The organism is Cloacibacillus sp. (assembly GCA_036655895.1).
Taxonomy (GTDB): domain Bacteria; phylum Synergistota; class Synergistia; order Synergistales; family Synergistaceae; genus JAVVPF01.
Genome location: JAVVPF010000013.1, coordinates 11,728 through 36,640, shown reverse-complemented (window position 1 = coordinate 36,640; position 24,913 = coordinate 11,728). Strand labels below are relative to the sequence as shown.

General features: G+C 53.9%; 25 protein-coding genes. 17 read left to right on the top strand and 8 right to left on the bottom strand.

Features of this window, described 5'->3' with window-relative positions; genetic code table 11:
• Window positions 1-17 precede the first annotated feature (17 nt).
• From RRY12_05720 to RRY12_05705, 4 genes are read right to left on the bottom strand one after another with little or no spacing between them, the layout of a single operon-like run.
• On the bottom strand, window positions 18-812 hold the full coding sequence (locus tag RRY12_05720) for a hypothetical protein (GenBank protein MEG2184154.1): 795 nt from the start codon (window positions 810-812) through the stop codon (window positions 18-20).
• The gene (gene folK / locus RRY12_05715) at window positions 809-1,303 is read right to left on the bottom strand and encodes a 2-amino-4-hydroxy-6-hydroxymethyldihydropteridine diphosphokinase (GenBank protein MEG2184153.1); all 495 of its coding nucleotides are present in this window, start codon (window positions 1,301-1,303) and stop codon (window positions 809-811) included. The genes RRY12_05720 and folK overlap by 4 nt, the downstream gene beginning before the upstream one ends.
• Entirely contained in the window at window positions 1,296-2,507 is a 1,212-nt protein-coding gene (gene folP, locus RRY12_05710) for a dihydropteroate synthase (GenBank protein ID MEG2184152.1), read from the bottom strand. The genes folK and folP overlap by 8 nt, the downstream gene beginning before the upstream one ends.
• Window positions 2,508-3,164, bottom strand: coding sequence for a histidine phosphatase family protein (locus RRY12_05705; protein ID MEG2184151.1), 657 nt, complete (start codon window positions 3,162-3,164; stop codon window positions 2,508-2,510).
• Window positions 3,165-3,474: 310 nt separating this feature from the next.
• Here RRY12_05705 and hrcA point away from each other — a divergent pair, with 310 nt between their 5' ends.
• The 17 genes from hrcA to RRY12_05620 all read left to right on the top strand — a co-directional run bounded on the left by hrcA (window position 3,475) and on the right by RRY12_05620 (window position 21,503).
• The gene (hrcA, locus tag RRY12_05700; GenBank protein MEG2184150.1) at window positions 3,475-4,509 is read left to right on the top strand and encodes a heat-inducible transcriptional repressor HrcA; all 1,035 of its coding nucleotides are present in this window, start codon (window positions 3,475-3,477) and stop codon (window positions 4,507-4,509) included.
• Window positions 4,496-5,077 (top strand): nucleotide exchange factor GrpE, encoded by a 582-nt coding sequence (locus RRY12_05695; protein MEG2184149.1) that lies wholly within the window; start codon window positions 4,496-4,498, stop codon window positions 5,075-5,077. Before hrcA ends, RRY12_05695 begins: the two co-directional genes overlap by 14 nt.
• A 271-nt stretch (window positions 5,078-5,348) precedes the next feature.
• Window positions 5,349-7,184 (top strand): molecular chaperone DnaK, encoded by a 1,836-nt coding sequence (dnaK, locus tag RRY12_05690; GenBank protein ID MEG2184148.1) that lies wholly within the window; start codon window positions 5,349-5,351, stop codon window positions 7,182-7,184.
• 109 nt (window positions 7,185-7,293) lie between these two features.
• Window positions 7,294-7,770: a hypothetical protein gene (locus tag RRY12_05685; protein MEG2184147.1), complete on the top strand. Its 477-nt coding sequence runs from the start codon at window positions 7,294-7,296 to the stop codon at window positions 7,768-7,770.
• A 129-nt stretch (window positions 7,771-7,899) separates the two neighbouring features.
• On the top strand, window positions 7,900-8,124 hold the full coding sequence (locus RRY12_05680) for a hypothetical protein (protein MEG2184146.1): 225 nt from the start codon (window positions 7,900-7,902) through the stop codon (window positions 8,122-8,124).
• A gap of 163 nt (window positions 8,125-8,287) precedes the next feature.
• Complete coding sequence (gene dnaJ, locus RRY12_05675; protein ID MEG2184145.1) at window positions 8,288-9,424, top strand: molecular chaperone DnaJ; 1,137 nt, start codon at window positions 8,288-8,290, stop codon at window positions 9,422-9,424.
• Between the two features lie 671 nt (window positions 9,425-10,095).
• Window positions 10,096-12,471: a M14 family zinc carboxypeptidase gene (locus RRY12_05670; protein MEG2184144.1), complete on the top strand. Its 2,376-nt coding sequence runs from the start codon at window positions 10,096-10,098 to the stop codon at window positions 12,469-12,471.
• A 742-nt stretch (window positions 12,472-13,213) separates the two neighbouring features.
• A complete protein-coding gene (locus tag RRY12_05665) occupies window positions 13,214-13,762 on the top strand; it encodes a hypothetical protein (GenBank protein MEG2184143.1) in 549 nt (182 codons plus the stop codon).
• Between the two features lie 401 nt (window positions 13,763-14,163).
• Window positions 14,164-15,312, top strand: a complete 1,149-nt coding sequence (locus RRY12_05660) for an ABC transporter substrate-binding protein (protein ID MEG2184142.1) — start codon at window positions 14,164-14,166, stop codon at window positions 15,310-15,312.
• 106 nt (window positions 15,313-15,418) lie between these two features.
• The gene (locus tag RRY12_05655; GenBank protein MEG2184141.1) at window positions 15,419-16,300 is read left to right on the top strand and encodes a branched-chain amino acid ABC transporter permease; all 882 of its coding nucleotides are present in this window, start codon (window positions 15,419-15,421) and stop codon (window positions 16,298-16,300) included.
• 9 nt (window positions 16,301-16,309) lie between these two features.
• Entirely contained in the window at window positions 16,310-17,194 is an 885-nt protein-coding gene (locus tag RRY12_05650; protein ID MEG2184140.1) for a branched-chain amino acid ABC transporter permease, read from the top strand.
• Window positions 17,194-17,964, top strand: coding sequence for an ABC transporter ATP-binding protein (locus tag RRY12_05645; protein MEG2184139.1), 771 nt, complete (start codon window positions 17,194-17,196; stop codon window positions 17,962-17,964). The genes RRY12_05650 and RRY12_05645 overlap by 1 nt, the downstream gene beginning before the upstream one ends.
• A gap of 4 nt (window positions 17,965-17,968) precedes the next feature.
• Complete coding sequence (locus tag RRY12_05640; GenBank protein MEG2184138.1) at window positions 17,969-18,700, top strand: ABC transporter ATP-binding protein; 732 nt, start codon at window positions 17,969-17,971, stop codon at window positions 18,698-18,700.
• 143 nt (window positions 18,701-18,843) lie between these two features.
• Window positions 18,844-19,716, top strand: a complete 873-nt coding sequence (locus tag RRY12_05635; GenBank protein ID MEG2184137.1) for a 50S ribosomal protein L11 methyltransferase — start codon at window positions 18,844-18,846, stop codon at window positions 19,714-19,716.
• Window positions 19,691-20,404, top strand: coding sequence for an RsmE family RNA methyltransferase (locus RRY12_05630; GenBank protein MEG2184136.1), 714 nt, complete (start codon window positions 19,691-19,693; stop codon window positions 20,402-20,404). The genes RRY12_05635 and RRY12_05630 overlap by 26 nt, the downstream gene beginning before the upstream one ends.
• A gap of 50 nt (window positions 20,405-20,454) precedes the next feature.
• A complete protein-coding gene (locus RRY12_05625) occupies window positions 20,455-20,814 on the top strand; it encodes a CidA/LrgA family protein (protein ID MEG2184135.1) in 360 nt (119 codons plus the stop codon).
• Window positions 20,811-21,503: an LrgB family protein gene (locus RRY12_05620; GenBank protein ID MEG2184134.1), complete on the top strand. Its 693-nt coding sequence runs from the start codon at window positions 20,811-20,813 to the stop codon at window positions 21,501-21,503. The genes RRY12_05625 and RRY12_05620 overlap by 4 nt, the downstream gene beginning before the upstream one ends.
• 159 nt (window positions 21,504-21,662) lie before the next feature.
• Here the strand turns inward: RRY12_05620 and RRY12_05615 are convergent, their stop codons facing one another.
• From RRY12_05615 to RRY12_05600, 4 genes are read right to left on the bottom strand one after another with little or no spacing between them, the layout of a single operon-like run.
• Window positions 21,663-23,099 carry an FAD-binding oxidoreductase gene (locus RRY12_05615; GenBank protein MEG2184133.1) on the bottom strand — a complete coding sequence of 479 codons (1,437 nt, stop codon included), beginning with the start codon at window positions 23,097-23,099 and terminating at the stop codon, window positions 21,663-21,665.
• Window positions 23,099-23,479 carry an electron transfer flavoprotein subunit alpha/FixB family protein gene (locus RRY12_05610; protein MEG2184132.1) on the bottom strand — a complete coding sequence of 127 codons (381 nt, stop codon included), beginning with the start codon at window positions 23,477-23,479 and terminating at the stop codon, window positions 23,099-23,101. Before RRY12_05610 ends, RRY12_05615 begins: the two co-directional genes overlap by 1 nt.
• Window positions 23,461-24,099, bottom strand: coding sequence for a hypothetical protein (locus RRY12_05605; protein ID MEG2184131.1), 639 nt, complete (start codon window positions 24,097-24,099; stop codon window positions 23,461-23,463). Before RRY12_05605 ends, RRY12_05610 begins: the two co-directional genes overlap by 19 nt.
• Window positions 24,099-24,911, bottom strand: coding sequence for an electron transfer flavoprotein subunit beta/FixA family protein (locus RRY12_05600; GenBank protein MEG2184130.1), 813 nt, complete (start codon window positions 24,909-24,911; stop codon window positions 24,099-24,101). Before RRY12_05600 ends, RRY12_05605 begins: the two co-directional genes overlap by 1 nt.
• Between the last annotated feature and the right edge of the window lie 2 nt (window positions 24,912-24,913).

Here is a 24,913-nt window from a genome sequence, read left to right as displayed (position 1 = left end):
AGCCGCGCGGCTTAAGTTTATTTTTTCCACGAAAGCGTGTCCAGACGCTCTATCGGAAAATTAAGCAGAGTGTCCGCCTGCGGCGCTTTTCCTTCGGCCAGCCGATTGAATTCCGTGAGCATCTTCACGTAGGCGAGGCGTTTTTTCGGCGAAGTCTCGCCGTGCATGCCGGCTTTGAGCAGAACGGCAAGCTGCTTGTAGACGGAGGGAGCCGGCACGAAGGCGGGGCCTTCCGGCGTCAGCATCATCGTGTATATGAACGAATAGCTGTCGCGTCCCCTGTACTGTTCCGCGTCCTTGTAATACTGCGGCGCGGCCGGCGCGATATAAACACAGGTGCCCTTAGGCACCTCTATCTTCGCGGGCAGCGCGTGCCATCTGGTGTACTGGAACGGCGTCGCCGCTATGTAGACCTTCGGCGAGAAGGTCGTCATTCCGAGCCAGAGATGTACTCCGTCGCCCTCCAGGTTTGTGAAGGAGAGCCGCCACAGCAGGTCGTTCTTCGTATCCTGGTCGACCTTTGAGATCACTGGGTCGCTTGCGATGTACGAGAGGCCGACAAGCTGATCCATCTGCCGCGCGCCCGCGGGGGTGCGGAGCCACGCGGAGGTTATCGTTCCCTTGTCCTGTTCCAGCACCAGTATTATCGGAAATTCTGGCACCTCGAGCGTGCGCAGGCTGATGTTTTTTTCTATCTCGTCTGGCGCTGGCAGCAGCCACAGCACAATAAACCCGGCAAGGACCACCGCCGGCAGAAACCACATGGCGGGGCGTCTGCGCGCCGCCGCGATAAGGTCTGCTCTTTGCCTCATATCTCGGATATCCACGTGCCGCTTTTTGCGCCTTCAAGCTCCTCAAGCAGCCGGCGGACGCTTTTGCCGAGCAGGGGATGGACCATATCCGGCGCTATCTCAGAGAGCGGAAGCAGCACGAAATCTCTTTCCTGCATGTACCTGTGAGGTATTTGGAGTTTCTCCTCACAAAAGACGACGTCGTCGTAGAAAATTATATCTATGTCTATCTCGCGCGGCCCCCAGTGCCTTCCTGCGGTGCGCCCCATCTCGGACTCCGTGCTTTTGAGCAGCGTGAGCAGCTCGACCGGTTCAAGCTCTGTACGCGCCGCCACGCACATATTCAGAAATAGCGGCTGGTCGGTCACTCCCCACGGCTCCGTCTCCCATACGCGGCTCTTCGCCTCTATGGAAAGTCCAAGCGCCCTCAGTTTGGAAACGGTGCGTTTCAGCATCTCAAGCCTGTTGCCAAGGTTGGAGCCAAGCGCCAGAAACACTTTATGATCAGACATTGTCCGCCCCCCGAATCGCTTCGGTCATCTTGATGACCTCTTTGTTTTCCTTCACGTCATGCACCCTTATTATGTCGGCGCGCTGCCAGCAGGTGAGCGCCGTTACCGCAAGTGTGCCGGCGAGGCGTTCGCCCGCCTTTTCCGCGCCTGTGGCGCGGCCCACGAAGCCCTTTCTTGACGCTCCTATCAGCACCGGCCAGCCGAGCGCCCTGAAGCTTTCGCAGTGGCGCACGAGCTCGAGGTTCTGTTCGTGGGTTTTTGCAAAGCCCAGTCCAGGGTCGGTTATCAGGTATTCACTGGAAACGCCAAGTTCAAGCGCCGTTTGCGCGCTTTCGCGGAGGCCGCAGCAGACCTCTGAGATAAGATTGTCGTAGCAGCACATATCGCCCATAGTCTCCGGCGTGCCGCGCATGTGCATGACGACGAGCATAGCCCTGTACCGCGCGGCGGCGCGCGCCACCTCTTTGTCGTAGGTGAGGCCGGAGACGTCGTTTATTATGTCGGCCCCCGCTTCAAGCGCGGAATATGCCACGCTTCCGCGCGTGGTGTCTATTGACAGCGGCATACGCGGCAGCTCGCGGCGTATCGCGCGCACCGCCTCCGTCATGCGCGATATCTCCGTTTCCTCAGGCACGCGGCCCGCGCCGGGACGCGTCGATTCTGCGCCGAGGTCTAAAATGTCCGCGCCATCCGCCGCCATCTTTACCGCGCGGCGCGCGGCGTCTGCTGCGCCGTCGCTTCTGCTGCCCTCAAAAAAAGAATCGTCCGTCAGATTTATTATGCCCATGAGGTGCATCCTGCGCCCGAACTCAAGCGCAGCACCGCTTGGCAGCGCGATTTTTTTTATCACCGCCGCTGCGGTAAGCGAAATTATCTCCTTCGCGCATTTTTCAAGTCCCCACCAAGGCATCTTTGCGAGCTTTTCCGCGAGAAAGGAAAGCTGTTTTCTTGTGCCGAAGATTACGACGTCGCTTTTTTCGACGCCGCAGCGTATCGTCTGCGCGTGTACCGCGGCGTCGCCTCCGCGCGAAAGCATCTCCTGCTTTATGATGTTTGCGGCCGGAGCCGAGACGCCGGTCAGATATATCTGCACCGTCTCGCGCCGGTTTTCAAAGTAGGGCAGAGATTCGGCGCTGACGCCGGCCTTCAAAAGCGCGGCGGCAAGTTCGTTTTTATCGTCGTAACGTATGAGATGGGCCGTCATTTAATCAAACTCCTGTATTATCCGCAGGTCGCCGAGGTGCTGCGTGTAGTTCAGCCCCATGAGGCAGTATCCGTGCAGGCTGTCGAAGGTGAGCGTGCTGTAGGAGGCCGTGTCGACGTGGAGCCGCCAGTAGCTCGGACGCGCCACGCCGAGCGCCGCCGCAAGAAGCGGCTTCAGCACCCCGCGGTGCGCGACGAGCGCGATATTTGCGCCCCTGTGCTCGTCAATGACGCCGTTCAGCTCTTTGATGGCCCTTGCGCCGACTTGGTCGAGCGTCTCTCCGCCTTCTATTACAAGCTCCTCAGGCTGGTCGAGCCAGGTCCGCCATTTTTCCGGTTCTTCTATCGCAAGTTCCGCTTTTTTTCTGTTTTCCCACGGCCCGAGATGTATGTTGCAGAAGCCTTCCCGCGCCTCGTAGGGGAGGCCGAGCGCCGCGCCCAGAATATCCGCCGTCGCCGTGGCGCGCGAGAGCGGGCTTGTGTAGATGTATTCTATATTCTTGCCTTTCATTGCGCACGAAAGCGCGTGCGCCTGCTTTACGCCGTTTTCGTTGAGAGGGAAGTCCATACAGCCGCGTATGCGGTTTTCTTTGTTTCCCGCGCATTCGCCGTGACGGATGAGGTAAATCGTCGTCTTGTCCTTGTTCAAAATATTCACTCCTGCCGCGCCGCGCCGGTTGAGAATTTTTTCCGATGCGGGGTGTTCTTCAAACGTTTTTTATTATACCTTACGCGGGGCGTTTTGCTAAGAAAAAAGATGCCTTGCAAACGCGCCGCGCGTCACGGCGTTTGCGCTTTTGCCCTGCCTGCTGATGATAGGGCCCGCGGCGCGAAGTTTAAGCGTAATTTTTGACCTGTATTGACAAATGTTAGTACCACGATTATTATTTAATAGTTCTTAATGCTTTGGCACTCATGTTAGTGGAGTGCTAACAAGGGCAGGGGATTAAAATGACAGGTGAAATGACATGATAACGGAACGACAGCTTGAAGTGGTGCTTTCAGTAGTTTACGAATATATCAAAAGCGGCGAAACGGTCGGCTCCCGAACGGTCTCCCGGAGGTATCTGACAGGGCGCAGCTCCGCAACCATAAGAAACGAAATGTCCGACCTTGAGGACCTGGGTTTTCTGAAACAGACGCACGCCTCTTCGGGAAGGATCCCGACAACTCAGGGATATAGACTATATGTGGATTCAGTACTTCAACGTGTAACTACTGCCGGCCCGTCTGTAAAATTACTAAAAAAGATGATGGAACACAGGCAGGGGCTGGAAAGAATGCTTGAATCAGCCTCTGACATGCTAAGCCATGCCTCCGACTACATAGGCATAGCGGCCATCACGCCGCTGGACACGGTGCGCTTCCATCACGTCAACTTTGTGAGGATGAGCGAGCGGCAGGTGCTTTTGCTGGTGGTGCTCCAGGGCGGCCTCGTGCATCAGAAATTTATAGATATGCCGGCCGACGTCCCGCAGGAAGAACTCGACGCGCTGGCGTCCAGGCTCAATACCTTTTCCGGACGCGCGTGGAGCGAGATAAAAAAAACGCTCAACCGCGAGCTGCTCGACGAAATAGGACGGTGCCATGCACAATGCGTCATGGCGGTGCTCGAGATAGACGCTATGCTGGAAGCGCCGCGCACCAAAATTTACACAGGCTCCATCAGCCAGGTCATGGGGCTGAGGGACTTTCAGGACCTCGGCCGGATGAAGGCGCTCTGCTCCTTCATTGAAGAGGAAAGCTGCATGGCCGAGCTTGTGAGGCGCTGTTCCGCCAATGAAATGAACATAATGATAGGGGACGAGAACGGCATCCCCGGCATGAAAAGCTCCGCGCTCGTCGCGGCCACCGGCGAGGCCGGCGGACAGAAGGCGGTGGTCGGAGTCATCGGCCCGGAGCGCATGGATTACGAAAAAGTCATATCGGCAATAGACGGAGTACTGCGCAAGCTGGACTCCGAATCAGGTGAAAGAGGAGACCGAATAGATGAGCAACCATAAGGATCATCACAGCAGCGAACCTCAGATGCAGGAAGAGCCGGCCGTCCAGCCGCCTCAGGCTTCGGAGGCTCAGGCCGCCCCTCAGGCGGAGGAGACCCCGCAGGATCCCGCCGTGAAGGCGGAGGCGGAGAAACTGAACGAGGAAATCAAAAAACTGAAGGAGGAGGTGGCCCGAGGAAGGGCTGACTATTTCAATCTTCGATCAAGGATAGAGCGCGACCGCGAAAGCAACGCGAAACTTGCCGCGGAGCAGGCGGTCAACGAGATGCTTCCGGTCTTTGAAAATCTCGAACGGCTGGCCGCCGCGGTAAACGACCCGGAGAGCAGCCTTGCAAAAGGAATGTCGATGGTCATAAGGCAGTTCTCGGACGGCCTTGAAAAGCTCGGGCTTGAATTTATCCCCATAGAGGGCGAGTTCGACCCCGCGGTGCATGAGGCGGTAACGATGGAGCCTGTCTGCGACCCCTCAAAGGACGGGCATATCATAGGCGCGCTCTGCCGCGGCTACAAACTGGCCGGCCGTGTTCTAAAAGCGCCTCAGGTGCGCGTAGGAAAGTTCAACGGCTGACCTAAGCTTGCGCCTGCCGGCGTTTAGGCAATAAGACGCTGGAATAAGCTCCTGCAAAGAAAAAGAATAGAATTAGTTTTCAAGAGATGTTTTTAAAGCCAATTATCATTTATTTCATATCAAAAGGCTATGAAAACAGCTAAAAAGAGGCCGATTATATACCTAACGGTTATTAGGCAATAAAACGGAAGTAGAAGCGCCCCAAATATAGAAAAATAGACCTCAAATCAGAGGGAAATTTATAACAGACAAGTCAAAGGTGGAATGTACGATGGCAAAAGTAATAGGAATTGACCTTGGAACGACAAACAGCTGCGTAGCGGTAAAAGAGGGAGACAACGTAACTGTTATCCCAAACCCGGAAGGACAGCGCACTACACCTTCCGTAGTGGCCTTCACAAAAGACGGCGAGATACTTGTAGGACAGTTGGCTAAGCGTCAGGCGATAGTAAACCCCGATCGCACGATAATCTCCATCAAGCGCGAGATGGGCACAGATAAAAACGTCACCGTCGACGGCAAGACCTACACGCCGCAGCAGATCTCCGCTATGATCCTCCAGAAGCTCAAGAAGGACGCCGAAGAATACCTCGGAATGCCCATCTCTGACGCCGTAATCACCTGCCCCGCCTACTTCACCGACGCTCAGCGCCAGGCGACCAAAGACGCGGGAACGATCGCAGGCCTCAACGTGCTGCGCATCATCAACGAACCGACCGCGGCCTGCCTCGCCTACGGCGTCAACCTTGAAAAGGGCGACCACAAGATAATGGTTTACGACTTGGGCGGCGGCACGTTCGACGTCTCCATCCTCGACGTGGGCGACGGCGTATTTGAAGTCCTCTCAACGGCCGGCGACAACCACCTGGGCGGCGACGACTGGGACAACGAAGTCGTAAAATGGCTTGCGGAAGAATTCAAAAAGAGCGACGGCATCGACCTTCTTAAAGATAAAATGGCTGCCCAGCGTCTGCGCGAAGCTGCCGAGAAGGCGAAGATAGAACTCTCGTCAATGAACGAGACGACCATCTCGCTGCCCTTCATCACAGCCGACGCAAACGGCCCCAAGCATCTTGAGATAAAGCTTACCCGCGCAAAGTTCGACGACCTTACAAAGGCGCTCCTTGACAGAACCGTCGCCCCCGTAAAGACCGCCTTAAAAGACGCGAAGCTTGAAGCATCGCAGGTCGACCAGATACTGCTCGTCGGCGGTTCAACGCGTATGCCGATGGTGCAGAAGCTCGTGCGCGAACTGATGGGCAAAGAGCCCACAAAGGGCATCAACCCCGACGAATGCGTCGCTATGGGCGCCGCCATCCAGGGCGCCATCCTCTCCGGCGAACAGCAGGGCATCGTCCTCGTAGACGTCACGCCGCTTTCGCTCGGCCTTGAGACACTTGGCGGAGTATTTACAAAGATAATAGACAAGAACAGCGCCATACCGGTATCAAAGAGCCAGGTATTCACCACGGCTGCCGATAATCAGCCCCAGGTCGAGATACATGTGCTTCAGGGCGAACGCGCCATGGCCGGCGACAACGTATCGCTCGGACGCTTCTTCCTTGACGGCATCAAAGCGGCCCCGCGCGGCATCCCGCAGATAGAGGTCACCTTCGACATCGACGCGAACGGCATCGTCAACGTTACAGCTAAGGACAAGGCGACAGGCAAGGTGCAGAACATCACCATCCAGTCCTCAAAGCTCTCCGACGAAGAGATCGAGAAGATGCGCCGCGACGCCGAGATCAACGAAAGCGCCGACAAAAAACGCAAAGAACTCATAGAGGCCCGCAACGAGGCGGAATCAATAGTCTATCAGGCTGAAAAGCTCGTCAAAGATTCCGGAAGCGCCGACGCCGCGGCGGCAGCGAAAGTCACCGAGAGAATAGGCAAATTGAAGGAAAAAATGACAGGCGAAGATACAGAGTCCATAAAGACTGAAATAAAGTATGTTATGGATGAGATGAACGTGCTGGCGCAGGCGGCTCAGGCCCATGCGTCAAACGCGGGCCAGCAGGCCGGCGAAGCTCACAGCGAAAAGCCCCAGCACGACGAGAACCCGGACGGAGAGACCGTCGAAGCCGAGTTCCACGAGGAAGACAACTAATCCTCACCAATAAGCATGACTGCCTTTATCGCGGGGGCGACCCCGTGATAAAGGCTGAAAGATAGGCAACATAAAGAACCTCGGCATAGACGAGGAATGAAAGGGTGTAGTGAATAATATGGAAGCAGAGATGAAAGTCCAGGATCTTCAGGACGCGCGTATGGAAGGCGAAGCAGTGCTGGCCGAGGCTAAGAAATACCTTGCCACAGCCGGGAACACCGACAAGCCGGAACAGGCGACGGTAATGGAGAGAGTCGCGAAACTCTCCCGCAAACTCGAAGGCACAAACGCAGCGTCGATCAAAGACGAGGCCCGCTACGTAGTGGACGCCCTCAACCTTCTCGCGGAGCACATCGCGGCCCGCTCAGAAGTTAAGGCGGAAGATTTCCCCACAGCGGTCCAGGAAGGCGAAAAAGTTCTCGCCGAAGGCGCAAAAGCCCTCAAATCAGGCGCAGGCTGCCCCGCGTGCAGAGCTAAGCTCATCACCCGCCTTGCCCATCTGAAAGAGAAACTCGCCGGCACAGACGCCACTTCGATCAAAGTCGAAGCCAAGTTTGTAATGGACGAGATCGCGAAGCTGAAGTAGAAACAAAAAAACTGTATTCGAAACGCTGGAACGCTTCGGATACAGCAACGCGGAAAAAACTCTACCTGAATTATAGCATCGGAACGCGGCCGCTGTAAAGCGGACGCCTGAAAGGACGGAAAAAGAATTATGATGAACAAAGAGATGGATCTTAAAGAAGCCCGCAAAGAAGCAGCAGAAGTAATCGCAAAGGCACAGGCGGCTCTTGCCGCAGCCGGCGCGTCAAAGCCCGAAATCGCAATCAAACTCAAGGAACGCCTTGCCAAGCTCGAAGAGAAGGCACAGGGCGACGACGCCACTTCTATCAAAATCGAAGCTAAATTTGTCCTCGACGAGATGGAAAAGCTCGCGTAGTCCAACCTCACCAAAATTTTAACTAATCTTGACAAATAGCCGCACAGGAGTATAATCCTGTGCGGCGCATAGTAAAAAAAGATAAGTCGGCATTACGTGCGCAAACCGCTCTTCTGCGGCGTACAAATGAAAATCAAAATTTTATTGGTGAGGTGAAGCGCTGATGGCTGCTCCCGGTACAAAAGACTATTATGAAATATTGGGTGTTAGCCGGGGAGCATCGGCTGACGAAATCAAGAAGGCCTACCGTGCTTTAACGCGGAAGTATCATCCCGATGCAAACCCGGGCAACGCGGAAGCGGAGGCTAAATACAAAGAAATAAACGAGGCGAACGAAGTGCTGAGCGATCCTCAGAAACGCGCTCAATACGACCAGTACGGCTTTGTCGGCGACATGCCGCCCGGCGGCCAGGGAGGCGGCTTCGGTGGTTTTGGCGGCTTCGGCGGCCAGGGACAGACCTTCTCGCAGGAAGACCTGGGCGACCTGTTCGGAGACCTTCTGGGAGGAGCCGGCGGCTTCGGAGGCAGAAGGCGTTCCGCGAACCCCAACGCACCGCGCGCCGGCGCAGACCTCGAAGCTACAGTCAAGATCACGCTCGAAGAGGCCTATAAAGGCACAAAACGCAAGCTGGAGATACCGCGTCTTGAGACCTGCAAGCACTGCGCGGGAAGCGGCGCGGAGCCCGGCACAAAAGTTGAGACTTGTCCGCACTGCCACGGCACGGGCCAGCTCCATGAAGTTGTAAATACGCCCTTTGGCCAGATGCAGCAGAACGTCACCTGTTCCGCCTGCGGCGGCAAAGGCAAGAAAATCGATAAAGTATGCACCGAATGCCGCGGCAAGGGCCGCGTGAAGCGCGTGCAGACCGTAGAGGTGAAGATACCAGCGGGCGTTGACAGCGGCACGCGCCTCAGAGTCTCAAGCAAAGGCGAAGCCGGGATAAACGGCGGCCCGTCAGGCGACCTCTTCATACTTACGGAAGTGCTGCCGGATTCGAGATTCACGCGCAAGGGAGACGACCTCAACACCACCATTGAAATATCCTACCCGCAGGCGGCGCTTGGCTGTGAGGCAAAGGTGGAGACGTTCGACGGCACCGAAAAACTTGACATTCCCGCGGGCACTCAGGCGGGTTCCAAGCTTCGCATAAAGGGCCGCGGAATGCCGCGCATAAAGGGCAAGGCGAACGGCGACATGAACATACTGGTCAAGGTCAAAGTGCCCAAGACGCTCACAGAAAAGGAACGTTCCATCATCAGGGAACTCGCCAAAGAAACGGGCCAGCAGGTCAACGGCTGACAATAAAAAATCAACTGAAATATCAAAAGAGTTTCCCCGCGCGGGAGACTCTTTTTTTGTTTCTATAGGCCGTTTTAGCAGATGCCAGAGTAAGCAGCAGTTGGGGATGGAGACTAGCGATGTATCATGAGTGAGGTTTTTATTTTATATGGATGAACAATATCCACAGTATTTCTGCTGATTTCATTATGTAATTTTTGGTCGAGAACTCTAGTAAATTTGAAAAACGTTAATTCAAGGGTGCAAACTCGGTTAATATACCATTTGCACTCTATAGTGAGTTTTACAGAAACATCACTAAAGCATGTGCAACATTATATTCTTTTGTTTATAAACTAGATATAAAGGGTATTGTAGAATCATTGCTTCGTATGATTTGTGAGTATATAAACTATAACGTTATGAAAATATAAAATATTGACAATATATATACTGTAATTTATGATTGTCGCCATGCATTAATTGTATAAAGTTACATAAATGTTGCCATTAATGTGGTATAGGCTAATAGTTGATTTAAATTCTGTTTGTTTTTCCGATACATACGATAATTTTAGTTGTGATGGCCTTATAGATAATTATTTATGGGAAAGAGGAGGTGCAAATAGGATCCCGACAGTGTACAACACCAAACAACGTAAATTAACACAAATCATTGGAGGTGCTAAGAGTTGAAGAAACACATCGGTATTTTAGTTGCGCTTATAGCTGCTCTCGCTATTTATCCGGCGATTGCCTCAAATTATCCGGTTATTGAGTGGGGTGGGTACAATGGCGGAAGCAGTGATGCTGCCGCTGGTTACAAAAAATATCCAAAAGTTGTGGAAGATTATTTTAACGTAAATAGAGTAAAATATGACATCCCTACTTTTACGCATGAAGGCTATAGCTCAACTGCAATGGGAGAGATAGGCCGTGTAACCTCTCAGGAAGATATGGAGGCCTACCTTGAATCCCTTCCAAAAACTCACATGCAAATGCGTTATGTCAGCGAATTCGCTACGTATGATAATAAAAATTCACCTCCGGGTCTTGGGGAGCCGCTAAGGACTTTTAAATCCCCTCTGTTGGTTTTTAGCAGCACTGCCGTATTTGACCCCAAAGATGTCAAGGCACTGGGTAAGCCGATTGTGTGGATCGAGGCTTCAATACACGGCGGAGAGATTGCTGGCAGTGAAGCGATGCTTGTTCTTGCCAAACGCTTGGCAGACGGAGATCTCACCCCACTTCTTGATAAGGTTACAGTGATAATATGGCCACGCTATAATCTCGATGGTTTGTGGAAGTACCAGCGTGGCACTGATACCGTAAAGCCGCGCCGTTACAAAGCCAATGGAACAGAGTTTGACTGGGCCAATGATAGCGGCGGTCTTGATCAGAACAGAGATAATACCGGTTTTGAGTCTCCCATTACACGCCTCATGCACAGAATGGTCAATGCTTATGAGCCCCATTTTATTGCCGATGCGCATCAAATGGGAGATAAAGTGACTACCGGCACGTTCTACAAATTCGATATAACCACGCTCTTTACAAACAATCCCAACACACCAGAAGAACTCAACGTTCTTGCGCACGATGGGGATAAATCGTTGGAAAACCTTGTCAAGACGGCCCTTCGCAAGAAAGGACTCGAGTGGTGGTTTTATATTGGAAGCGGCACGACAGCAAAAGGGAAAGCAGAGTACTGGGATGGTACTAAGTTTACTTCAAGCGACAAATATCCCGTTGCCTATACTGATATTCAGGAAGGCAATCCAGAAGAGGGCATAACAGATACGGCAGGACGTCTTAAAGGCGCGTTCGGGCTTCTTTCAGAATCGCGCACGCCTAGCGGAGGTGTGACTACCAATTACGAACGCCGTATCCAGGCGAACGAAATTGTCTATGAAACGATGATAAAAGCCTTTGCAGACGATGAGCTTGGCCCAAAACTTAAGAAAGCTGTGGATGACGCACGTAAAACGATGGCTACAGACCGAAGCAAGCTTGTAGTAAAACTGATGAACGGTGATCCTGTATCCGTAGATGTAGAAATACCTGGAGAAAAAGGTGTTCCTATCCTCCGCCTTGTTAGAGATCCGTCATCTCCTGACCAGCCAATAGTCTCAGCAGATTACTTCCCCGCACGGGTAAGCCGCTCCCGTTATGTGACATATGATAAGAATACTCCGTATTCATATGTTGAACGGCCATATGCGTACATCGTATCCGCAGACGCAGCCGTTGCTGCTAGAATAGCAAACACGGGTGTGCGTATACAACGCCTAGCAAAAGATACGACTGTAGAGGTGGAGGCGTACAAGGTCACTGCATTTGGTAAAAATGTCAATTTCATTGGCAGGGATGGATTTGAAATAACCGTCTCGCAACTTGAAACCGGCATTACCGGAGTGGAGCTTGCCAAAAAAACTGTAACCTTCCCGAAGGGAACGTTCGTCTTCTATATGGATCAGTGGGCCAGTGTGCATGCGGCGCTTACAGTTGAGCCGATGGGTTGCCGCAATTTTGGTAACTACTGGTACAACAGAATAGGCGAGAGCAAAAAAGGATTCCTGCCGGTGGCGCTTAACGCAGATTATCCCGCATATCGTTATATGAAGCCAGAAAAACTTGATACATACGAAGTACCTAACGTAACGCCTCTGGTCAGCGGGACTTTTGTGGAATTCCCAACTATGTTGACACAGGAAGAGGTACAAAAATATACAGGCAAAACTGTTGGTAGCCTGATTACAATGAGCACTTTTACGGTGAACAACCAGAAGAAATCATTTGGAGCATATCTGCCGAAGACAGATATAGACGGTAAATGGTATGCATGGAATTGGAAGGAAGAAAAAGCCGAAGAGCTTTCTCTGAACAACGAAAATTTCGTAGAACTTCCAAAGGATAATATTAGTGCAGAAAAGGGCGTTGTGCTTTTTAAGAAAGCTGCCGTAGTAGATAATGGCGGCTCAAGTGGCTGCGCGATGGCAGGATATGGAATACTGATTCTGCTTGGCGTGATCCCAGTAATGGTACGTAGCAAGCGACGTCACTGGTAATACGGGGCGGTTATTCTCAATCCGTTTTTGATATCTATCTACCAGCGTAGGCGCCAGCAGTATGGCGTCTACGCTTTTTTGTAGCGTTTCTGTTAGTGTGAAGTAAGCGGAGCAATGATGTTATTGGGTGGCTGTTTAGCCAATCACACCTTAATCTTAAAAAACAACTAGATTTATATTCGGTAGGTTATTGTATAGAAAGGCGCAGACCATAGTTGATCCTTCTTATGGCTGGAAGTGGACTTGGACACACGACAGTTATAGGATGACTGCTACGCCTGATATGCCAGTTAATGGTCCCAATGTATACGATCAGGCTGGTGTTAACGAACACGGCTTTTTTGATGAGTACAACGAATACGACGACTACAAGTAGCGGTGTGAAAAAGGTCGACCCACTGCTCAAAAAAGGTGGGTTTGCAGAATCGCTGATGAACACGGTCCTTATTGGAGAGTCAGCATCATTGGTTGATCTTTAATGATACCAAGAATTTCAGGAGGAAGTTGCGATCTTATAAACTTTGCAGAATAATATAATGGTTTTGCGGTATATGGTAAAGGCGGGACGCCTGGAGCTGGCAAAGTCAATATAGCGGCCTCTTATGATGTCGCAAATATTCTTGGTATCTCGGAATGGACGGTGCGCCCAGCTAACCTTAAGTTGCCTTCGCCGTACCCACCGCAGAAGTATACGCCGATCCTTTATACTGAAGAGGATCTTTCAAGCGGGCGCCCTGAAGCTTTGGACAGTGGAGCAGCCGCATTGTCCGTGCCAGGCGTCAGGGTCTATGGTGACTTGGCCGCGGAGGACCTGAGTGCTGGCAACCTTGTGAAGGTTCGCTATACGGTGGAGCTGCAGAATGATGCCTATAAAATCTTTGATAATTCTGTGGAAAAAGTGAAGAGCGGCTTCTCGCTTAATGTCGTTCCACGCGGAGCAGCGAAGAGCGTGGAGCTTATCGGCCCCAAAGGCGTAGTCTCACTCGCTGATGCTCTCAAAACTGGTAAAGCATTTGTGATCGGAGATAAGGATAGGGCGACGGTAATGATAGATTTCTATCTCTATAACGATTCCGGCGCTCCTTCTTACGGCAACGGAGGGAAGATCGTGCTTCCAGACGGTAAGGCGGATAATGTGCTGGATACTGGTGCTTTGTGGGCTGGCGCTCATATTACAAAAGAGAGTTCATCCGGCGGTAGCGGTGGTGGATGCGAAGTGTTTGATTTGAATTTGCTCTTGGGGGCCATTCTTATGACGGGGCTTATGTTTAGAAAGCGCGGCAAAAAATAAGAAAGACGCTAATTTCTGGTGCTAAGAAGCCCTGCTGATATTACGCCACGCTTGCTGAGCTACAGCCTGGTGTGAGACTCAGACGCAATGGCTAACGTCAACAGCTGACAATAAAAAATCAACTGAAATATCAAAAGAGTTTCCCCGTGCGGGAGACTCTTTTTTTGTTTACGGCAGCCTTATGAGTTGTCTGTTATTTGTTTTGTTGTAATAATTACGGGTTCGACTGTCGTCTTATAAATAAATATTGCTTCAAAAAAGTGAACTCGCTCTTATGTTCAATTCATTAATTATTATTAACCAAAATAACCTTTCGCTATTTCCTTTACATATGCTTAACTAGATAATAAAATAGAGGAAGCGACAAGCTGATACACACTACAATATGGAGGTGCACTATATTGAAAAAAGTACTGGCTTTACTGGCGATCATCTTTGTGATTTGCGCGGCGGGCGTGGCTTTTGCGGCGGAGCCCATTAAGATCGGCTATCTGGCCGCTCTGACAGGCGACTACGCGCAGTACGGCATCACGGAAGTCAACATGGCTAAGATGGTCGTAGCGGACATCAACGCCAAAGGCGGCATTCTCGGACGCAAGATCGAACTAATTCCTTATGACACAAAAACACGTAATGAAGACGCAGTCAACGCTGTTCGTCGTATGATCGAAAGCGACAAAGTCTGCGCTATCGTAGGCGCCAACTCAAGCGGCATCAATATCGCGACCGCTCCCATCGTTGCGAAGGGACAGACCCCCCAGATATCAACGGTTGGCACGAACCCCCTCGTCACAGTTGACAACAAAGGCAATGTACGCCCCTATTCCTTCCGTATCTGCTTCACAGACCCGTATCAGGGCGCTCTCGCGGCTGACCTTGCTTACAAAGATCTGAACAAAAAGAAGGCCGCAATCCTTTACAACGTAGGTTCCGACTATGCTCAGGGACTTCGTGAGTTCTTCGTAAAAGATTATGAGAAACTTGGCGGCAAGATCGTAGCTGACGAAGGCTTCCGTGAGACGGACGTCGACTTCCGCGCTCAGCTTACAAAGATCAAGAACTCCGGCGCAGACGTCCTCTTCCTGCCGGGCATGGGCAAAGACATGGCGCTCGCCATCAAACAGGCTCAGGAACTCGGACTTAAGGCTGTCATCGTCGGCGGCGACGGATATGCTGAATTCATGAACGAAATAGCAGGCCCCGCAATGAAGGGCACCTATTACGTCAACCATACCTACCTTGACGACCCCGGAATGGCGCCGATATTCAAGCGTTACAAGGAAGTCTACAAGGACGACTGCAAAGAATTCGTAAACGGCACAATGGCCTATGACGGCATGTACTGGCTCATCGACGCCATCAAACGCGCCGGCAAAGCCGAAGGCCCCGCGATAGCTAAGGCTCTCGAAGCGACAAAGGGACTTAAACTGCATCACGCTACGCTTACGATCGACCCCAAGACCCATAACCCGCTCAACAAGGCCGGCATAATCCTTAAAGTCGGCGACGACCTTAAAACAAAGTTCTACAAGAAGGTTGAACCCAAATAAACTGAGATAGTGCCACTGCCCAAGGTCCACAAACGGACCTTGGGCTTTTTTCAGAAAATATCCCATAGCTACCACTTGGGGACACGGAAAGGCTGAGGTGTTGTAATTGGATACCTTTATCCAGCAGTTGATCAACGGACTGTCGTTAGGTTCGGTCTACGCTCTTATCGCAGTCGGTTATTCACTGGTTTACTCTGTACTGCTCTTCTCCAACTTTGCACACGGCGGATTTCTCGTCATCGGCGGCTACATCTGTTACTTCGTACTCCGTTCAGGCGGAGCGAATATCTGGGTGGCCTCCATCGCGGCGCTTATCGGAGCTGGAGTTTCCGCCATCGTTGTTGAACGTCTGGCCTATCGCCCGATAAGAGAACGCACGCCCATCACGCTCTATATGCTCATCGCTTCAATGGGCATGAGCATCGTTATTGAGAATATTTTCGTGGTCACGGTCGGCGGCCGCTTCCGCGCTCTGCCCCCCGTCATCCCGACTGATCCGGTAAATTTCTTCGGACTGGCCACAACAAGCGCGTTTGACATCCTCTCGCTCGTGACGGCGGTCGTTTTCCTCGCGGGACTTCAGCTCTTCCTTGTAAAGACAAAATGGGGCCTTGCCATACGCGCGGCTTCATACAACCTTAAGACGGCCGGACTCATGGGCGTCAATGTCAACCGGCTCATCTCCATCGTCTTCTTCGTGGCAGGTCTGCTTGCCGGCGTCGGCGGCATATTCCTCTCCGTCCGCTACACGCTCTATCCGCAGCTTGGCATGATAACGACGAAGGCCTTCGTCGCGGCGGTCATAGGCGGCCTTGGCTCGCTTCCCGGCGCTGTGGTCGGAAGCCTCATTCTTGGAGTCGCAGAGATGCTCACGGCGGGATTCATATCCAGCCAGTTCCGCGACCTCGTCGTTTTTGGAATACTGATAATCACATTGATAATACGCCCGACGGGGCTCTTCGGTAAGTCCGTCGGCGAGAAAGTGTAGGGTGCTTATATGGAAGGTTATGCCGGAGGTATTATAACTCTCCTTGCGATCAACTGCATAGCTGCCCTTGGGGTATCGCTCTTTACAGGCTTCACCGGCGTATTCACGCTGGGACATGCCGGCTATATGGCGATAGGAGCCTATACGGCGGCTATCCTCACAGTTGAATACGGCGTGCATTATGTGCTTGCGATAATAGCGGGCGGCATACTTGCTATGGTATTCGCCTACCTGATAGGCATCCCGACGCTGAAGCTTGTCGGAGACTACTACGCCATCGCCTCTCTCGGGCTTGGCGAAGCTATACGCCTCATCATCGAAAACTGGAACTCCGTAACGCGCGGCGCGCGCGGCTATCCCGGCATCGAAGGATTCACTACGATGCCAGTGGCGATCGGGTTCCTGCTCATAATGACGATAGGCATGTTCTTCATCGTCTACAGCAGTTACGGACGAGCCTTCAAGGCCTGCCGCGACGACTATGTCGCAGCCTCGCTGCTTGGCTTCAACACGGCGCACTACCGCGTGCTCAGCCTCGCTATCTCCGGCTTCTACTGCGGAGTATCGGGCGCGCTGCTTGCGGGATTCATGTCCTTCATCCAGCCGGTAATGTTCGACATGGCGAAGTCTACGGAACTTGTCTCCATCGTCGTCTTCGGCGGCCTCGGCTCAATGAGCGGATGCCTGCTCGGCACGACGATCCTGACGCTTGTAACGGAGCTATTCCGTCCCATCTCACAGTACCGTATGCTCGTATACGGACTTGTCCTTGTGCTTGTAATGGTGCTGCGTCCTGAGGGCATCATGGGCACGAGCGAACTTACCGCGTCCTACATCAAAGGGCTTTTCAAAAAGAAAAAAAAGACTGACACGGCAGAGGAGGGAGCCAGATAATGACTGCCCCCGTTCTTGAACTAAAAGATGTAAACAAGGCCTTCGGCGGCGTTCAGGCTGTCCGCGACATGAGCTTCACCATCCAAAAGGGCGAGCTTGCCGGCCTCATCGGGCCTAACGGCGCTGGAAAGACGACCATCTTCAACCTTGTCACCGGCGTCTACGACGTAACAAGCGGACAGATAAACTTCAAGGGTGAAAATCTCAACAAGCTGAAGACCTATCAGGTCATCCGCAAAGGTATAGCCCGCACCTTCCAGAACCTGCGCCTCTTTGCGGCCTCAACGGTGCTTGAAAACGTCATGACCGCGGCGCAGCAGCATTACACCTATTCTTTCGCCGAGGCGCTCACCCATGTGGGCCGCTGGAGCGGAATGGAAAAAAAGACGCGCGGCGAGAGCATGGAACTTCTTGAGCGTGTGGGCCTAGCCGACCGCGCGGACCAGGCCGCGGGAACTCTTCCTTACGGCCTTCAGCGCAGACTTGAGATAGCGCGCGCAATATCGCTGCGCCCCGAGCTTCTTCTGCTTGACGAACCGGCCGCCGGAATGAACGCCGACGAAGTCGAGCATCTGAACGGTCTGATAAGGGCTATCCATAAGGATTTCGACCTTACCATCCTGCTCATTGAGCACCACATGGACATGGTCATGGCGATATGCCCTCATATCGTCTGCATGAACTTTGGCGCAAAAATTGCGGAGGGCAACCCGGAGCAGATACAGAGCGACCCGGAAGTGCTCAAGGCCTACCTTGGAGAGGAGGAGTAGCGTTATGGAAGAAAAAAAACCAATTCTCTCCGTACAAAACCTCGTCGTCAATTACGGCGCGATCCAGGCTCTAAAGGGAGCGTCGCTTGACGTCTATCCCGGTGAGATCGTCGCGGTCATCGGCGCAAACGGCGCTGGAAAGTCAACCATGATGAAAGCCATCATGGGCGACGAGCCTAGAGCGGGCGGCAAGGTGCTGCTTGACGGCAAAGAACTGCCGTCAAAGAGCTTCCAGGTCGTCACCGCCGGCGTAAGCCTTTCGCCGGAAGGACGCAAAGTCTTCGCGCCGCTTACAGTTCTTGAAAACCTTGAGATGGGAGCCTTCCCGCTCTCAGACAAGGCTCAGATAGAACATCTCAAAGAAAGCGTCTTCCAGCTATTCCCGAGGCTGCTCGAACGCAAGAGCCAGTACGCGGGAACGCTATCCGGCGGCGAACAGCAGATGCTCGCCATTGGGCGCGCGCTGATGGCGGCGCCTCGCGTCCTGTTGCTTGACGAACCTTCGCTTGGACTTGCCCCTATCATAATCAACGAAATATTCAAAGAACTGACAGAGGTCAATCAAAAGCTCGGCATGACGATACTGATAGTAGAGCAGAACGCGAAGAAAGCGCTTCAGCTTTCCCACCGCGCCTACGTCATCCAGACCGGCGTCATCACGATGGAGGGCAATTCAAAAGACCTTTTGAAAAACCCGGAGATCGAAGCGGCCTATCTGGGCGGCAAGAAAAAATAACGCAAGCATCACTCGCAATAAGACGACAGACGTGTGGAAATCATCCGCGCGTCTGTTTTTATTTTTTCATATAAATTGACCTTATGCTATTATGAATTTATGCGTTACAATAACCAGTGCGTTCTTGAAAGGGGCTGAATGCTGTGCAGGTAAAAGACAGTTATTGGTGGTATATAACAATAAAGGCATGTGCCGACGAAGAAGAGATACTTTTCTCTTTGGCGGACATCTCGGGTAGCATCGGGACCGAGTCTCAGGAGCTTCCTGACGGGCAGTCGCGGCTGCGCATGTACTACAGAAGCAACGAGGAGCTTGCGCACTGGAAAGACCTGCTGCTTGGCGCGATGAAAGAATTTCCGCAGGTAGAGATAGAGGATTCAGGAAAAATAGACAACCAGCCGTGGCACGTAGCGGCTCAGGACGCCTTTCCGCCGCTTCCAGTAGGCACTGGCCTCGTGGTGCTCGCCCCGTGGCATAAGGGAACGGAGCCGGAAGGCAGGACGCCTCTTTACATAAATCCCGGAAGCGCCTTCGGCACCGGCTACCACGAAAGCACCCAGATAGTGCTTGAACTGATGGAAAAATATATCCGCGAGGGGATGACCACGGCGGACATCGGAACCGGTTCCGGCATACTGACAATCGGCGCGCTGAAACTCGGCGCTAAAAAGGCCTACGCGCGCGACATAGACCCAGCCGTCATAGAAGAGGTGCGCAGCAACCTTGCGCTGAACGACCTTTCCGACGCTAACACCGACCTTGCGGTCGGAGACCTGCTCCGTGACTTCGGACATAAGGCTGAGCTGCTGACAGCGAACATCCTCATCGAGCCAAACTGCCAGCTCGTCCACGACGTGCCTGCGGTCATAGGTAAAAACGGAGTTGCGCTCTTCTCAGGAATGCTTGAAAAAGAAAAGCCGCAGTTTCTCGCGGCGCTCAAAGAGGCCGGCATGGAGCCGGTCGAAGAGCTGGTAAAAGGAGAATGGTGGGGTGTCGCAGCCAAGGCTAAGGCTTGAGCGATGCACCGTAAATAACGGCCTGTGGCATATAGACGCGGAGGAGGCCCATCACCTCGTCCGCGTTCGCCGCTGCTACACCGGCTCGCTCGTCGAAGGACTGCTCGACGGCGAAAAAATAGAGCTGAAGCTTGAATGCGACGGCGAAGAGTTGTACGCACGTGAAATATCACGCAGCCGCGAAGAGGCCTTTGCGCCAAAGATAGAACTGCTGCTTGCGCTCTTGAAAAACGACCAGCTAGACGACGCGCTGCGTTTTTCCGCTGAAACAGGCGTCTACGCCGTGCGCCTTCTGCTTTGCGAACGCAGCGTACCGCGCCTTGAACCATCAAAAATGGCCGAAAAAATGAAACGCTGGCGCAAAATACTGGACGAGGCGACAAAACAGGCCTCCGCCTCCGTCCCTCCGCAGCTCTTTGAGCCGGTAGAATTTGAAAAATTTCCATTTGACTCTTTGCCGAAACAGCGGCTTGCGGCCCTTCTTGCGCCCGACACAAAGCCGCTGCGCGATATAGAGATAGCGGGCCACGTAGCCATAGCCATCGGCCCCGAAGGAGACTGGTCGCCGCACGAAAGCAAACGGCTCGTCGACGAAGGTTTTTGCCCCGTCTCGCTCGGCAAGCGCATCATGCGCGCCAGTACAGCCACAGCCGCGGTATGCGCCGGCCTGGGCATCCTCTATAAATAAACAAAGCGCGGGTCCGTCATCTGCAAACAGAAAGAAGTTTCTTTAAAACAATGAAATACGCAAAACAGATATTCATCATCTTTTTTATCACGCTCATAGGCGAACTGCTCAACATGCTGCTGCCGCTGCCAGTTCCCGCGGGCGTCTACGGCCTCTTCATTCTCTTTGCCGCGCTCTGCGCCGGCATCCTGAAGCTCTCAGAGGTCGAAGACTTTGGTTCTTTTCTAATAGAGGCCATGCCTATGATGTTCATTCCTGCCGCGGTCGGCCTTCTGGAGCAGTACGACGTCATACGTCCGCTTTTTCTGCCGCTTACGCTCATCATAGTCATATCTACCGTCATCGTAATGGCTGTCACCGGAAAGGCGGCGGATCTCATAATAAACCTGCGCCCGGAGAAAAAACAATGAGAACACTCGTTGAAAATTCGTTCTATTTTGGGCTGACGATCAGCGTCGGAGCCTACATGATAGGCTGCCTCGCCCGCCGCAGGTGGAACGTCGCGCTTATGAACCCCCTTCTCATCGCAGTCGCGCTCGTAATCGCGCTGCTCTTTTTTTCCGGCATCCCGTACGCGAGCTACGATCAAAGCGCGAAATACCTAAGCTACTTTCTGACTCCTGCCACAGTCTGCCTCGCCATCCCCCTTTATAAACAGACCGAAATGCTGAAGCGCCACGCGCTTGCCATCGCCTGCGGCATCTGCGCGGGAGTGGCGGCAAACGCAGTAAGCATCTTCGTAATGGCAAAGCGTTTAGACGTGGGGCACACCGTCTACGTGACGCTTCTGCCAAAATCGATAACTACGGCAATAGGTATGGGGGTGAGCCAAGAGGCGGGCGGTATAGTGACGATAACGGTAGTCGCCATAATAATAACGGGGATACTGGGCAACATCATAGCAGAGCCGCTTATAAAGCTTTGCGGGATAAAAAGCCCCGTTGCGAAGGGCCTTGCCGTGGGCACCGGCGCGCACGCCATCGGCACGGTGAAAGCGCTTGAAATGGGTGAAGTGGAAGGTGCTATGAGCAGCCTCGCGATAGCGGTATCCGGCCTTGCCACAGTGATCATCGTCCCATTGGCAGCTGGGCTCTACTAAGCAGGCAAATCGTCAATTAGGCGCCAATAAGTCATAACAAAAGCCCCCGTGCAGCTTTCGGGGGCTTTTACAGGTGAGAAAACTAGATCGTTTTTGTGGCCGAATAGGTTAAGGCCATGGTCAATAATGCGGTCAAACGCTCCGTGCTGCGTCAACTTTTTAATCGTTATGCGCGAGGGGCGAGAACATCTTTCCGGGGTTCATTATGTTCTGCGGGTCGAAGGCGCGTTTTATGCCCTGCAGCACAGAAAGCTCCGCCGCGCTTTTGCTTTCCATGAGGACCTTTTGCTTCACATGGCCTACGCCGTGTTCGCCGCTGCCGACGCCGCCCAGCGCTATCGCCTCGCGTATCAGCGCGGTGAAGAAATTTTCCGCATATACCGCCCATTCCTCCGGGCTCATATTTTGCGGCTTCATCGGGATGGGGTGGATGTTGCCGTCGCCTATGTGGGCGATTATGCCAAGCTCGATGCCCCATTCGGCGCTTATCTCTTTTATGCGGCCTATCATTTGCGGCACAGCCGAAAGCGGCACCATCAAGTCGCCGGAGGCGCAGGCGTGCGGGTCGCGCGCGCGTATCCCTTCAAGGCCGTTCTGGCGCACGTTCCACATGGCGGCGGAGTCTGTGCGGCTTTCCGCGACGAAGACCTCGAAGGCGCCGCACTCCATGCAGACGGAGCCTACCTTTTCGTAGGCCTCCTCAAGCTGCTCGTCCGTTTCGCCCTCGACCTGTACCAGAAGATAGCCTTCGCTGCGCCGCTGTTCCGGCAGCGTGCAGCCGAGATACTCCGTGGTGCATTCTACCAGCGTTTTGTCCATAAATTCGCATGAGATTATGCGCCGGCCCGTGCCTATGACCTTCGCCACGCTCTCAACGAGCTGTTCCAGTGTTGGGTAGCAGGCAAGCAGATTGACCGTGCGCCCCGGCTTGGGTTCAAGGTTTACGATGAGCTTTGTGACTACGGCAAGCGTGCCCTCGCTGCCCGCAAGAAGGTTCAGCAGGCTGTAGCCCCAAGTCTCCTTGCGGTAGCGGCCGCCCAGCTCCATTATCTCGCCTGATGGCAGCACTACCTCCGCGCCCAGCACGTGGCGGCGCGTGGAGCCGTAGCGTATCACCTTGCCGCCGCCCGCGTTTGTTGCAAAGTTTCCTCCGATGAAGCTCGTTTCCGTGCTCATCGGGTATCCGGCGTAGAGAAAGCCGGCGTCGGCCGCGGCGCGGCAGAGATCGTTCGTAACTACGCCCGGCTCTGTCACTGCGACGCGGTTTATCGGGTCTATCTCAAGTATGCGGTTCATGCGTTCAAGCGAGAGCACTATGCCTCCGGCCACGGGCACGGCGCCGCCGTTGAGCCCGCTGCCTGCTCCGCGCGGCGTCACAGGTATGCGCAGACGGGAGGCAAGCTTCATTACCTCGCTCACCTGCGCCGTATCCGCCGGTTTTACTACCGCCTCCGGCATGTGTCCCCAGATGCGTCCGGCTTGGTCCCATGCGTAATTGTCCAGCGCGTCGGCGTCGTTTATCACGACGCCCGCCGGTCCTGTTATTGCAAGAAGCTCTTTATATACGGACTCGGTTATCTTTCCGTAAGGCTCCATCAGTCTTTGCCTTTGAGCCTCTTGATCTCCGTGATGAGCGCGTTTAGTATCTCCATCGCGTCGCCCTGTATGCTCAGGTCGGCTACGCGGAATATGGGCGCTTCGGGGTCGTGGTTTACCGCAATTATCGTCTCAGCCGCGGACATTCCGGCTATATGCTGCACCGCGCCGGATATTCCGAAGGCTAGGTACAGACGCGGCGTCACGGATTTTCCCGAAAGCCCTACCTGCGCGGAGTATGGCGCCCAGCCCAAGTCGACCGCCATGCGCGACGCGCCTACCGTGCCGCCGAGCAGCCGTGCCAGCTCTTCGAGTTTTGCGAAGTTTTTCGCGCTCTTCATGCCCTTGCCGCCGGAAACGATTATCTCAGCCTCCTGCAACGGAAGGCCGACCGTTTTTCAGGCTCAAAACCGATAAATTCTATTAGCGAGCGCAGCGTGTTTTTCGTGGGAGGGCAGAGAACCACTTCCCCGGTCCTGTTTTTGTCGGGTGAAAGCGGACGTTTTGACTTCGGGCGCACCGTGCACATCTGCGGGTCGCGGCCTTTCGTCTTTATGTCGGCCATGACGTTCCCGCCGATGGCGGGACGCGTCTGGATGAGGCGTTTTGTCGTCGGGTCTATCTTCATCTCGGTGCAGTCCGCGGTGAGGCCGCAGCCTAGGTGCGCGGAGAGCATCGGCATGAGCGTCCTGCCCTGCGTCGTGGCGGAGGCTATCAGTATGGAGGGCTTGTATTGCTCAATGAGCGCGGAAAGAGTCTCGACCTCGATGTCGGCTTTGAAATTTTTAAACTCGGGGGCTTCGGCTATGTATACTTTGTCCGCTCCGTAGGCAAAGAGCGATTTTGCCTGCTCCGCCGCGCCGCATCCAAGGACTACGCTCGCAAGCGGCGCGGAAAGCGAATCCGCAAGCTCGCGCCCCCACGCGAGAAGTTCGCGGGAAACGGGATGGATGGCCCCGTCTCTTACCTCCGCCAGCGTCCAGACTTCAGAAACTACCATTATTCCGCCTCCTCAAAGCAGCCCTTTTCTTCAAGGGCGGCCATTATCTCTTTTACGGCGTCGTCAAATCCGTCCGCCGCCGTCACCTTTCGTCCGTGGCGCGTCACCTTTGGGTATGTGACGTTTACAACCTGCGTTGCGGAGCCGGTTAGTCCTGCGTTTTCCGCTGTGAGGTGAAGCGCCTCCGCGGTTTCAAGCGGGATATCCGCCGCCTTCGCGCGCAGCTTGCCGCCGAGCGTACACAGGCGCGGGACGTTCATCTCTTTTACGGGGATGACCATTGCGGGAAGCGCCGCTTCGACCGTCTCATGTCCGCCCTCGATGGAACGCACGACGCGGATTTTTTCCTCCGTCAGCTCCTCGATGGCGCTGACGTATGTGAGCGCGGGGATGCCCAGCATCTGCGCGCAGGCGGGGCCGACCTGCCCCGTTTCGCCGTCCGTCGCGCGTTCGCCCGCAAGATAAAGGCTAAACGGTCCGCTCTTTTTAAGAGAGGCGGCCAGTGTGCGCGCCGTAGCGAGCGTGTCCGCGCCGCCGAACTTTCTGTCGGAGAGCAGCAGCCCGTCGTCACAGCCCATCGCTATCGCGTACTTGACGGCCTTCTGAGCAGCGGGCGGCCCCATCGTTACGGCCGTTATCCGCACGTCGCCTGCCGCGCGCGACTCCTTTATCCTTACCGCGGCTTCGACCGCGTGAAGGTCGAGAGGATTAAGCTCAGCCTCAACGCCGTCGCGTATCATGGTTCCGGTCTTTTCATCTATTTTCACCGTGTCCACCGCGGGTACCTGCTTAACTAATACTGCAATTTTCAAGA